Origin of the sequence: Flavobacterium procerum (assembly GCF_042431625.1) — a bacterium.
Taxonomy (GTDB): domain Bacteria; phylum Bacteroidota; class Bacteroidia; order Flavobacteriales; family Flavobacteriaceae; genus Flavobacterium; species Flavobacterium procerum.
In genome coordinates this window covers 161,155-173,648 of record NZ_JBHLYW010000005.1, presented here as the reverse complement: position 1 = coordinate 173,648, position 12,494 = coordinate 161,155, and the positions used below count along the sequence as shown (strand labels likewise).

The following is a 12,494-nucleotide window of genomic DNA, read 5'->3' as shown; positions in this document are numbered from 1 at the left end:
TGCTATGACTTACGAAAATATTTTAGTTTCTATAGAAGAAAAAATCGCAACCATTACCATAAACAGACCAACCAAACTGAATGCTTTAAATAAAGCAACAATTGGCGATTTGAGCAAAGCCATCAGTGCTTTGGGAGGTGATGACAATGTTCGTGTTATTGTTTTAACCGGAAGCGGAGAAAAAGCTTTTGTAGCTGGAGCTGATATTTCTGAGTTTGCAAATTATACCACTGTTGAGGGGGCGCAACTGGCAGCAGAAGGTCAGGAATCACTTTTTGATTTTATCGAAAACCTTAAAAAACCAGTTATTGCAGCCGTGAACGGTTTTGCTCTTGGTGGCGGATTAGAACTGGCTATGGCTTGTCATTTCAGAATAGCTTCGGACAATGCCAAAATGGGACTTCCAGAAGTAACTTTAGGATTGATTCCAGGTTACGGAGGAACACAGCGTTTGCCACAATTAATTGGAAAAGGCCGTGCCATGGAAATGATTATGACCGCTGCGATGATTACTGCCGAACAAGGAAAAGATTATGGTTTAGTAAATCATGTCGTGCCTCAGGAAGAATTGCTGTCATTTACAAACGTAATCGCTCAGAAAATCATTAAAAATGCACCTTTTGCAATCGGAAAAGCTATAAAAGCCATCAATGCCAATTTTAAAGATGGTAAAAATGGTTTCGATACCGAAATAAAATCATTCGGAGAATGTTTCGGAACCCAGGATTTTAAAGAAGGAACAACAGCCTTTTTAGAAAAACGTAAAGCTGAATTTACAGGGAAATAATTTTTCTTAACCGCAAAAAATATTAATTTTTAGCCACAGATTATTTGGATTAAAAGGATTTACTGTAATCTGTGTTAATCTCTATAATCTGTGGCTGATTTTTTTGCTCAATTCTTGTGTTCTTTGCGTAAATCTTTGCGACCTTTGCGGTTAAATAATAGACAAAGATTCTAAAAACTTAGAATCTCAGCATCTCAGAACCTTAGCAACTTTAAAAAAATGTACGAACCAATATTTGCCCTTTTTTGTGAACGAGTTAAAGAAAGCATCCAAAACGGAACTTTCGCAAAACTTACTTTGGCCAAAACCATGGGCGATACCGAAATTAAAAACATCTATTTCCGTTTGGTTCTCAACGAAGACAATACTTTTTCGATTTCCCTAACTTCTCGTTACAAAACAGAAGAAATTGAAAGCATTCATACTTTAGACGAGGCGCTATTGGTTTTAGGAACTTATATTAAAAAGCCTTTTTTAACCGCGCTTTTATTTACGACAGATAACGACGTTACTTTCAAAGTAAATAAAAAGAATGCAGGAAGTATTATCGAACAACCACCCACGTTTAAAAATGCATCGCCAGTTATGCTGGAAATGATTGAGAAAGGGATAGTTTAAATTTTTAGGAGCTAATCCCGCTATCCGTTTCAATCTTTTGTGTCGAACCCCGCCACAAAAGGATTTTCACTTCTATCGGGGCTAAGACACTCGGTTTCAAAATAACATTTTTGTTTTTCTGAATGTTTTTAGAGCATTAAATGTAATTAATATTTTGCGTTCCTATGGAACTCAATTCTAAATGAAATGCTTCTTTCAACGGATTAAAATCCGTTGCTACAATATATTTCGTTGCTTCGGAACTTTTTGCATGATAATTTATCCTAACAGGTTTTTAAAACCTGTTAGGTATCTGGATATTATTATTTGACTTGCAGATTATAATAGGAAAGAGCCATAGGCTCGTTAAATTTTGTAGCGACGGATTTCAATCCGTCGTAATTGTCGATAAGAAAAATAGAGAGCCGTAGGTTCGATCCATATAATTCTCAATGTATCTTCGTGAAAACAACCCGTTAAACCAGCTTTACAAACAAATTAGAAGCAATTTTATTCGAAATAGACAACTCATTACCATTCACCTTAATTCGAACCGATAAATCGAAAGATTCTTTAGAAATAAATTCAATTTTAGAACCCAAAGCAATTCCTTGTTTATCCAGATATTTCAAGAACTCCGAAGAAGTATCTTTTACACCCACACAAACGCCAGTTTGATTATCTGATAATTCAGAAAGCAGTTGTTTTTCAATTTTAATAATTCGGCCGTTCGCATCTGGAATTGGATCTCCATGTGGATCTTCGGTTGGATTTCCCAGAAAATCATCCAAACGGTTAATCAATTGCTCCGATTTGATATGTTCTAATTGTTCTGCAATATCATGAACTTCATCCCAGCTAAAATTTAGTTTCTCCACCAAAAACACTTCCCATAAACGGTGTTTCCTCACAATCATTTTGGCTGCTAGTTTTCCGTTTTCTGTCAAAGAAACACCTTGGTATTTTTTATAATTCACTAAATCTTTTTCCGCCAGCTTTTTAAGCATATCTGTAACCGAGGAAGCTTTTGTTTCCATGATTTCGGCAATAGCATTCGTGCTCACTTCCGTTTCCAAAGCAGCAGTTAAGTGATAAATCGATTTAAGGTAGTTTTCTTCTGAAAAAGTCATTTCTTTTAAGGTTCAAAGTTGCAAAGTTACAAAGGTTCATAGGGAAATCTTTGTCCCTTTGTTCCTCTGAGCCTTTGCGTCTTTTATTTAACAATCAACAAAGGTATCGAAATTTTATGTCTTAGTTTGTCTACCGTTGTGCCGAAAAGAATATCTTTTAATCCAGTGTGGCCGTGGGTTCCCATTACCAGAATATCAAAAGTGCCGCCGTTTATGATTTCTGAAATTGTCTTGTTGGGTTTTCCAAAACCAAGTTCTGTTTCGATGTTGAAACCCTTCTGCGAAAGCATTTCTTTATATTCTAATAATAGTTTTTCATCGATTGTGGTTTCGTGATCGTGAGTATGAATACCATACATTAACGCGCCGACAGTTTCGACAATATGAATAAGTGTGTATTTGGCATCCATTCCGCCCAATTCGAAGGCGTGGTTCAATGCAGCTTCATCAGCATTAGAGAAATCTACAGAAATCGCTATGTTTTTTACTTCCTGAGTTTTCTTTGGAGAAAAATGCAGTTTCAGGTTGTGTGGCGAATGATTGATGTTTTTTGATTTGGCTCTGGCAATAAAAGGTTTAAAAACGATGTAGAGCAGTAAGGCTAAAAAACCAAACGCAAGCGGCACTACTGTAAACCATATAACCGTCGGATGATTCGATTCTGCTAGCCACGAAGTGATTTCGTCATAAACCAATTTAGCATTCAAGGAAACAATAGTCGTAGCGATAATCCAGGAAACAACCTGCGTTGTTTTAGAAATATGAAAACCATTCATTTTTGATTTATCACTCACAAAATGAATCAGCGGAATAATAGCAAATCCCAATTGCAAACTTAGAATAACCTGGCTTAAGATAAGAAGTTTACCCGTTACACTTTCGCCATAAATCCAAATCACGATTAAGGCAGGAACAATCGCAATCAAACGTGTTATGATTCGACGAACCCAAGGCTGGATTCTTAAATGGAGATAACCTTCCATTACAATCTGTCCGGCAAGAGTTCCAGTCACCGTTGAGCTTTGTCCCGCTGCAATTAAGGCAACCGCAAATAAGATTGGCGCCCATTTGGTTCCCAATAAAGGTTCTAGAAACTGATGCGCATCTTGAATTTCGGCAACTTCAAACATTCCGTTTTTATGAAAAGTGGCCGCGGCAAGAATTAAAATCGCAGCATTTACGAAAAAGGCAAGATTCAAAGCAATCGTAGAATCGATGAAGTTGTATTTTAAAGCCTGTTTGATTCCGGCTGGCGTTCTGTCAAATTTTCTGGTCTGTACCAAAGAAGAGTGTAGATACAGATTATGAGGCATAACCGTTGCACCAATAATTCCGATTGCGATATACAATGCGGCCGAATTTGGAATAGAAGGAACCAAACCTTCAATGATTTTATGAATTTCTGGTTCGGCAAAAATCATTTCGAAAATAAAAGAAAAACCTATGATGGCGACTAAAACAATAATAAAAGCTTCCATTTTTCGGATTCCTTTATTGATCAAGAAAAGAAGAAGAAAAGTATCGAGAACGGTAATCAAAACGCCTTCAAAAAGCGGAATGCCAAATAGCAGATTGATTCCGATCGCCATTCCGAGAACTTCGGCCAAATCACAGGCAGCAATGGCAATTTCGGCCAAAAAGTATAAAATGTAATTGATGTATTTTGAGTAGGTTTCTCTAGAAGCCTGCGCCAAGTCGCGTTGTGTTACAATTCCGAGACGAGCGCTGAGACTCTGCAGCAGCAAAGCCATAAGATTGCTCATCAATAAAACCCATACAAGGGTGTAACCAAACTGGCTTCCGCCGGCAATGTCGGTTGCCCAGTTTCCGGGATCCATATAGCCGACACTTACTAGATAAGCGGGGCCGAGAAAAGCCAGTATTTTTCTAAAACCTTTTTTCTTGTTTTCAGTAGAGACTGATTCGTGTACTTCTTCTAAAGATTTACCCATTGTAAAAGTATTGTTTTCACAAATATATATAAAAATGATATTCGCGGAACAATATTTTTAGGCGAGTCTAAAATTTATATGTTAGAATTCAAACATTTTGGGCATAAACCTGATAAAGTAAAGTTGATTTCTTTTACTTTATAATTATGCGGCATGATATAACTTGGCTTTACACTTTCGAGACAAGTTATTTCGTGACAGTTCTCACAGCTAAAATGGGCATGATTGTGAATATGTACTCGCTGATGCGAATGATTGCATTTGGCATATTTTACCGTTCCGTCAAGATTTGAAATTTTATGAATAATATCTTCATTAACCAAGCGGTCCAAAATTCTATAAATGGTCACGCGGTCACAAACATCGTTTAATTGCTTTTGGATTTCGGTATGAGACAATGCCGTTTTAGAGTTTTCAAAAACTTCCAAAACAGCTGTTTTTGCGGTAGTATTACGTGTCGTTTTCATTAAAAATACGGTAAAAAAATAACGCAACATTGTTGCAATTAAAATAAAAATGTATATTTGCAACAAAATTGCATTAAGCAAATATACTAGAAATGAAGAAATTAACCGCGTCTTTTTACGATATTTTAGGAGTTTCAAGTGCAGCCATCTGTTTGGTGCATTGCTTGATTTTTCCTCTTCTGACTATTCTGCCTTTAGGCTTAAGTCATAATCCTTTTGTCGATTTGATCTTTGCTTCAGTAGGTTTATTTGCTATTTTCAAAATTACAAAAAAATCAACTGCGTTGGTTTCTTCTCTATTGATTGTTTCCATAACGTTGGTTATGATCAGTATTTTGAGTGAAATCTTTTTCGATGCTCATAACGACTTAATCTATATTGGAGGAATCGGAATGATAGCAGGACATTTAATAAATTACAAATTGCACAGAGTAAATCATCGTTAAAGCATAAGTTATGGATCTTAATAGTTTTGAAGTCATCATTATCGGAGGAAGCTACAGCGGTCTTTCGGCAGCAATGAGCCTTGGGCGTTCTTTACGCCGTACCTTAATAATTGACAGTGGCAAACCTTGTAACAGACAGACGCCACATTCTCATAATTTTATTACGCATGACGGAGAAAAGCCGGCAGTAATTTCGGCCAAAGCCAAATTGCAGGTTGAACTTTACAAATCGGTTCAATTTTACAACGGACTTGCTGTAAAAGCATTAAAAACAGATAAAGGTTTTGAAATCATAACCGAATCTGGAGCTATATTTACTTCTAGAAAAGTGTTGTTTGCAACTGGGGTTAAGGATTTATTCCCTGAAATTGATGGTTTTGCAGCCTGTTGGGGAATATCAGTTTTGCATTGTCCTTATTGTCATGGTTATGAAGTCAAAAACGAAAAGACAGCGATTATTGCCAATGGCGAAATGGGCTTTGAATATGCCAAACTGATTTCGAATTGGACAAAAGATCTTCGGTTATGCACAAACGGAAAATCAGCCTTGACTTTAGAACAAACCGAAATTTTGAAAAATCACGAAGTTCAGATTTTTGAAGAAGAAATAGATTCTTTGGAACATAATGAAGGTTATGTTTCAAATATCGTTTTCAAAAACGGTAATAAGGTTGAAGTAAAAGCCATTTATGCCAAAGTACCTTTTGAGCAACATTGTCCAATTCCTGAAGCTCTAGGCTGTGAACTCAACGAACAAAGTTTGGTAAAAGTTGATGCTATGCAAAAAACAAATGTGACAGGAGTTTTTGCAAGCGGAGACTGTACAACTCCAATGCGATCTGTTGCGATTGCGGTTTCTACAGGTTCTTTCGCCGGAGCGGTTATAAATAAAGATCTCATTGATGAAGATTTCTAGAAATGCACTGAAAATCTCTCGCAAAGTCGCGAAGACGCAAAGTGAATTAAACCATATAAGTCATATAAGATAATTTAGGTTTGGCTTGAAATGAACTTACATGACTTATATCGTTTAGAAAAAAAAACTTCGCGACTTCGCGACTTTGCGAGATTAAATAATTCAAGCATTTAATAAAACAACTTTTCGACTTTGTTTTGTGCGATAAAAATAAATGTCTAACATATTGAATTCAATCCGTTTGAAAATTTTGTTTTCAGAATCATTATTTGTCAAATTTAATTTTTAGTTTTGTCTAAATTTAATTTTAAAACAATGAAATATTTATTTTTGACAATATTAATAATTTCAACTAAAAGTATTTACTCCCAAAATATATCAGGTAAAATAACTACGGATAGTCCTGTTGTACAAGAAATTGATGTTCGTTTGTTAAATACAAACTTTAAAACACAAACAGATTCTTTAGGGCATTATCAATTAGAAAACATTCCAGTAGGAACTTATAAAATTGCAGTAACCTCGATAGGATTCAAAACGTTGACCCAAAAAATTAACTTATCAGAAAATCAAAATCTGAACTTGGATTTTGAATTGAAAGAAGATCAGAATGAGCTAAACGAAGTGGTTGTTTCTGGAACCTTAAAACCTGTAAGACGCATGGAAAGTGCCGTTCCGGTTGAGGTTTATTCACCTGTTTTCTTCAAGAAAAACCCAACTCCTAGTATTTATGATGCACTTCAAAACATAAACGGTGTTCGGCCTCAGCTCAATTGCGGGGTCTGCAATACGGGAGATATTCATATCAATGGCTTAGAAGGTCCGTACACTTTGGTAATGATTGACGGAATGCCGATTGTAAGCAGCCTTTCGACGGTTTATGGCTTATCGGGAATTCCGAATTCTCTAGTAGAACGGATAGAAATTGTAAAAGGGCCAGCTTCGTCTCTTTATGGAAGTGAAGCTGTTGGCGGTTTGATCAACATCATCACTAAAAATCCAACTAATGCACCGACTTTTTCAGCAGATTATTTTACGACTTCTTATTTTGAAAGCAATCTCGATTTGGGAATGAAATTTAATGTTGGAAAAAAAGCAACTTCGCTTATCGGAATCAATTATTTCAACTACGATCAGGTTATCGATAAAGACAAAGATAATTTTACTGATGTCACGCTTTCTGAACGAATTTCGCTTTTTAATAAATGGAGTTTTAAGCGAAATCATAATCGCCTTTTTACGATTGCGGCACGCGGAATGTACGAAGATCGCTGGGGCGGAGACATTCGCTGGGAAAAGAAATTTCGCGGTGGCGATGAAATCTATGGAGAAAGCATTTACACAAAAAGAGCCGAATTAATTGGAAGTTATCAATTGCCGTTTGAAGAAAAACTGATGCTTTCGTTCTCGGGAAATGTGCATTATCAGGACAGTCGATACGGAACAACATCTTATATCGCCAATCAGAAAATTGGATTTCTGCAATTGACTTGGGATAAAAAAATCGGACGAAACGATTTGCTTGCAGGAATTGCCAGCCGATATACTTATTATGACGATAATACTCCAGCCACAAAAGATGCTGAAAATACTTGGCTTCCTGGAATTTTTGTTCAAGATGAAATAACCCTTTCTCCAAAAAGTCAGGTTTTGTTGGGAATGCGTTATGACTATAATTCGATTCACGGTTCTATTTTAACGCCTAGATTTGCGTATCGATTCAAAGCCAACGAAAACACGATTTTCAGATTAAATGCTGGAACTGGATTTCGCGTTGTGAATTTGTTTACAGAAGATCACGCCGCGCTTACGGGATCGCGAGATGTGGTAATTGAAAACAATTTGAATCCAGAGAAATCTGTAAATGTGAATTTGAATTATATTCAGAAAATCAATTTCGGAAATGGAACTTTTATGGGAATAGAAACGACGGCTTTTTATACCAGATTTAGCAATAAGATTGTGACAGATTACGAGAGCGATCCAAATAAAATTATTTATAACAATATTGATGGTTATGCGATAAGCCAAGGAATCAGTACAAATGTTGATCTAAATTTGCCTTCGGGACTAAAATTTATTGTGGGCGCAACGGTTTTAGACAACAAAAATGTCGAAGACGGAATTTCGGAAAGACCTTATCTCACAGAAAACTTTACGGGAACTTGGAGTGTTTCCTATAAAATCCAGCCATGGAATTTGTCAATGGATTATACCGGAAACATTTACAGTCCGATGAAATTGCCATTGTTGAGCGAGTACGATCCAAGAAGTCCAAAATCGCCTTGGTACAGCATTCAGAACATTCAATTTACCTATTCGGGATGGAAAGATTTTGAAGTATATGGCGGCGTAAAAAATCTGCTGAATTTTAGACCTAAACAAAACAATCCGTTTTTGATTTCAAGAACCAATGATCCTTTTGATAAAAATGTGCAGTACGATTCGGCTGGAAAAGTATTAGTAACACCAGATAATCCGTACGGTTTGACTTTTGATACCACTTATGTTTACGGACAAAACCAAACGATTCGCGGATTCTTGGGATTGCGATATACTTTGCGGTAAGATTTTATTCGCCACAGATTAGCGCAGATTAAAAAGATTATTGGTTTTGGAGATGTTTTTTTTCGCCACGAATTTCACAAATTAACACTAATTTTAAATGAAATGTAAGGCTAATAATTTATGCTAATTTGTGAAATTTGTGGTTAAACTTTTTCAAACAGATTCATCTGTCAGGCTGAGCGAAGTAAAAAATCCTTTTTAATCCTTTAATCAGTGGCAAAAAACAAAAACAATGAAAAAGCTTCTTCTATTTATTCTTTTCTCTGGAATAACTTCAACGGGATTCTGCCAGTTAAAAAGCAGGACTTTTGAAGAAGTAGATAGCTTGCAACAAATTCAGAAACGAAAAATCGTTGTTTTTATCCATACCGATTGGTGTCAGTTCTGCCAGCGAATGAAAGCTACAACTTTCAAAAATCAGGAAATCAATCAAAAGCTAAATTCCGATTTCTATTTTATTGATTTGAATGCAGAAGAAAAGCGGGATATTCAATTTCAAAATCAGATATTTAAATACCAGCCTTCGGGAAATAATGTCGGAGTTCATGAATTGGCTTTACAGCTTGGGACACAGAATAATCAGATTGTATATCCCGTCTTGTGTGTTTTGAATGAGAACAACGAAATCATTTTTCAGTATTCCAATTATTTACCACCAAAGGATTTTAAAATGCTTTTGGAAAAACTAAAAGAATAAAATTCTTATTTTTGAGAATGAATTCCTCACAAATCAAACATTTCGATTTTATTTTTACTGGAGCAGGCCTTTCGGCTTTGATGACTGTTTATAAGATGATTTTGTCCGAGAAATTCTCTGATAAATCCATTTTGCTATTGGATCAGGATTCCAAAAGAAACAACGACAGGACTTGGTGTTTTTGGGAAAAAGAAGAAAATATCTGGAATCCGGTTATTTCAAAAAAATGGGATTTTGCTTTATTTGCTAATAAAGAGTTTCATCGCGATTTGGCGTTGAAGCCTTATCAATACAACCAAATTCGTGGATTGGATTTCTACAGTTTTGTTTTTGAAGCCATTTCGAAACATCAAAATATTACTTTTCAAAACGAAAAAGTAACTGATATCAACGAACTTGAAACACATGTTTTTGTTGGTACAGAAGAAAACCGTTATACCTGCAATTATCTTTTTAACAGTATTTACACCAAAGCTTTTGCTGAAAATCAGAACCAATATCCAGTTTTAAAACAGCATTTTGTTGGCTGGTTTGTAAAAACGGAAACTGAGGTTTTCAATCCTGAAAAAGTTACTTTTATGGACTTTTCGGTAGAACAAAAAGGAAATACAAGATTTATGTATGTTTTGCCGACTTCTAAAAACGAAGCTTTGGTTGAATATACTTTGTTCTCGGAGGATCTTCTCCCAAAAGAAGAATATGAAAATGAGATTGAGATTTATCTAAAAAAACTTGGCGCTGTAGAATACCAAATTATTGAAAAAGAGGAGGGAAGCATTCCGATGACTTGTTTTCCTTTTTGGAAAAAGAATACCAAACGTGTTTTGAATATTGGAACTGCCGGCGGATGGACAAAAGCCAGCACGGGCTATACCTTTAAAAATTCGGATAAAAAATCTACTGCATTAATTGAGTTCCTGCAGAAAAATGATTCCAGTTTGCTCAATATGAAGTTGTTTTACAAAAAGAGCCGTTTCTGGTTTTACGATTTACTGCTTTTAGATATTCTCCACCGAACGAATGAATTGGGAAGTCAGATTTTTTCTTCTTTGTTCAAAAAAGGAAATTCTGTTTTGATTTTTAAGTTTTTGGATGAAGAAACCAACTTGAGTGAAGATTTAAAGGTGATTTTAAAATGTCCTAAAATGGCTTTTATAAAGGCATTATTCCGTGTATCTTTTTAGCAAAATACCTTATTGTTTTGTTTTAATGACTTTTGTGGGTGTTTAGGAAATTCAAGTTGAGTTAGATTTGTTATTCAAAATAACATCGCTTTTATGCGATAATGAAAGAATTGACAGATTTATGGGGGGTTCAAAACAGGTAGAGTTTGATATGGAAACAAAAATAATAGGAAGAACCTGCAAGGCGCTTGGGCATCCTATACGAATTCAGATTATGACACTTTTATGGAGAAGAGACAACAGAACTTGTGGTGAAATTGTCAATTTAATTCCATTAGCACAATCCACCATCTCAAAACATTTGCTAGAGTTGAAAAAAGCAAATCTGGTAAATATAAAAAATGAAGGAAAGAAGACAATTTATTCTGTTGAAAAAGATAATATTCAAATCCTTAAAAAATATTTTAGTAACTATCTTTCTACGATTGAGGTTGAAGAAAAGAATAAATCAACGGTTTTGACAACTCATAATGTAAGAGGTAAAAAGCATCATTTGAAACAATATAATTATCAATTTCCTCATAAGAAATAATATAGATTTATTGCTTTTGGGTATTCTGGTTCGTCATAATGAACAGGGAAACCCTATTTTTTCTTCGTTACTCAAGAAAGGAAATCCAAAGTTGATTTTTAAGTTTTTAGATATCGAAACTTGCTTTATTGGAGATGTTAAAGTTGTTTTAAAGTGTCCTAAAATTCCGTTTTTAAAAGCGTTCTTTAGAATGATTTTTCGCTCAAATAAGTTAAACTAAAACAATAACCTTTGAAAAATATTACTTTAGGAATTACTTTCTTTTTTACTCTTTTATCTTTCGGACAAGTTTCTACAAATAAAGCCCATGATGCTATAATAGAGGAATTTCTAACCAACTGCGCCGAAAAACATAATTATGTTTTTGAAATGACCGAATGGCAAAATTGTTTGGATCAAGGTTTAAAGAAAGATAGTACAGTTGCTTATTTATGGCAACAAAAAGCAATGCCATATTTTAAATGTAAAAAATATGAAGTTGGAATGTTTTATTTGGATAAAGCAGTTTTTTACAACAAGGAACGTTGGTTATCTTATAGGGCTTTTATGAAATGCATTTTTTCGCATCAATACAAAGATGCCTTTATTGACTTTGATGAAGCTATAAAATTGTATGGAAATAGTTATGTTATGGATCATAGTTTCAATTTTTATAAAGGACTTTGTTATCTTCAGTTAAACGAATACGAAAAGGCAGAGAAGCTCTTGGGTGACTATGTAAGTGACATTTATAAAAACCGACAACAATTAGAGCATCCTACCGCTTACTTTTATCAGGGAATTGCAAAATACGAACTAAAAAAATGGGATGAAGCCATTGCAATTTTTGACAAGGCGCTGAAAATTTACCCTGAATTTTCAGATGCTAAGTATTACAAAGCAATTTGCTGGCTGAAACAAGGAAAACCAAGAGAAGAAGTTGTTGCTTTGGTTGGCATTGCAAGAGAAGATGCAGCCAAAGGTTTTTCTATTAATGAAGATAATGCGATTTATGAAATGTATCCTTACCAAAAGAAATTCAGTAAACAATAATTATTTGAGAGACTTTTTTTGGTAGTTTTCCAGATATTTTAAGTATTTGTAGTATCATTTATTAGTTTATTACGAGTATTATTTAATAATGGATAGGTCTTTTTAAACTTTGATTCGGGCTTTCGACTTTATGACTTTCCAACTTTCGACTTTTTCAATCGAACTATAACAAAACTTTATACTTCA

General features: G+C 34.9%; 12 protein-coding genes. 9 read left to right on the top strand and 3 right to left on the bottom strand.

Annotated features, from left to right (window positions below):
• Positions 1-4: 4 nt before the first annotated feature.
• Positions 5-787, top strand: coding sequence for an enoyl-CoA hydratase/isomerase family protein (locus ACFFLS_RS04975; protein WP_379684100.1), 783 nt, complete (start codon positions 5-7; stop codon positions 785-787).
• 219 nt (positions 788-1,006) lie between these two features.
• Positions 1,007-1,405, top strand: a complete 399-nt coding sequence (locus tag ACFFLS_RS04970) for a hypothetical protein (protein ID WP_149205903.1) — start codon at positions 1,007-1,009, stop codon at positions 1,403-1,405.
• 455 nt (positions 1,406-1,860) lie between these two features.
• On the opposite strand, the gene ACFFLS_RS04965 is transcribed toward ACFFLS_RS04970, so the two are convergent.
• The 3 genes from ACFFLS_RS04965 to ACFFLS_RS04955 all read right to left on the bottom strand — a co-directional run bounded on the left by ACFFLS_RS04965 (position 1,861) and on the right by ACFFLS_RS04955 (position 4,933).
• Positions 1,861-2,514: a metal-dependent transcriptional regulator gene (locus ACFFLS_RS04965; protein WP_379684099.1), complete on the bottom strand. Its 654-nt coding sequence runs from the start codon at positions 2,512-2,514 to the stop codon at positions 1,861-1,863.
• 83 nt (positions 2,515-2,597) lie between these two features.
• Positions 2,598-4,466 carry an Nramp family divalent metal transporter gene (locus tag ACFFLS_RS04960; protein ID WP_379684098.1) on the bottom strand — a complete coding sequence of 623 codons (1,869 nt, stop codon included), beginning with the start codon at positions 4,464-4,466 and terminating at the stop codon, positions 2,598-2,600.
• 74 nt (positions 4,467-4,540) lie between these two features.
• Positions 4,541-4,933 carry a Fur family transcriptional regulator gene (locus ACFFLS_RS04955; RefSeq protein WP_379684097.1) on the bottom strand — a complete coding sequence of 131 codons (393 nt, stop codon included), beginning with the start codon at positions 4,931-4,933 and terminating at the stop codon, positions 4,541-4,543.
• A 92-nt stretch (positions 4,934-5,025) separates the two neighbouring features.
• Here ACFFLS_RS04955 and ACFFLS_RS04950 point away from each other — a divergent pair, with 92 nt between their 5' ends.
• The 7 genes from ACFFLS_RS04950 to ACFFLS_RS04920 all read left to right on the top strand — a co-directional run bounded on the left by ACFFLS_RS04950 (position 5,026) and on the right by ACFFLS_RS04920 (position 12,308).
• Entirely contained in the window at positions 5,026-5,379 is a 354-nt protein-coding gene (locus tag ACFFLS_RS04950; RefSeq protein ID WP_379684096.1) for a MerC domain-containing protein, read from the top strand.
• Between the two features lie 10 nt (positions 5,380-5,389).
• Positions 5,390-6,295 carry an NAD(P)/FAD-dependent oxidoreductase gene (locus ACFFLS_RS04945; RefSeq protein ID WP_379684095.1) on the top strand — a complete coding sequence of 302 codons (906 nt, stop codon included), beginning with the start codon at positions 5,390-5,392 and terminating at the stop codon, positions 6,293-6,295.
• 315 nt (positions 6,296-6,610) lie between these two features.
• A complete protein-coding gene (locus ACFFLS_RS04940; RefSeq protein WP_379684094.1) occupies positions 6,611-8,863 on the top strand; it encodes a TonB-dependent receptor in 2,253 nt (750 codons plus the stop codon).
• Positions 8,864-9,095: 232 nt separating this feature from the next.
• Positions 9,096-9,560: a thioredoxin family protein gene (locus ACFFLS_RS04935; RefSeq protein ID WP_379684093.1), complete on the top strand. Its 465-nt coding sequence runs from the start codon at positions 9,096-9,098 to the stop codon at positions 9,558-9,560.
• 17 nt (positions 9,561-9,577) lie between these two features.
• A complete protein-coding gene (locus ACFFLS_RS04930; RefSeq protein ID WP_379684092.1) occupies positions 9,578-10,744 on the top strand; it encodes a lycopene cyclase family protein in 1,167 nt (388 codons plus the stop codon).
• Positions 10,745-10,895: 151 nt separating this feature from the next.
• Positions 10,896-11,276, top strand: a complete 381-nt coding sequence (locus ACFFLS_RS04925; RefSeq protein WP_379689202.1) for an ArsR/SmtB family transcription factor — start codon at positions 10,896-10,898, stop codon at positions 11,274-11,276.
• Between the two features lie 231 nt (positions 11,277-11,507).
• The gene (locus ACFFLS_RS04920) at positions 11,508-12,308 is read left to right on the top strand and encodes a tetratricopeptide repeat protein (RefSeq protein WP_379684090.1); all 801 of its coding nucleotides are present in this window, start codon (positions 11,508-11,510) and stop codon (positions 12,306-12,308) included.
• Positions 12,309-12,494 lie beyond the last annotated feature (186 nt).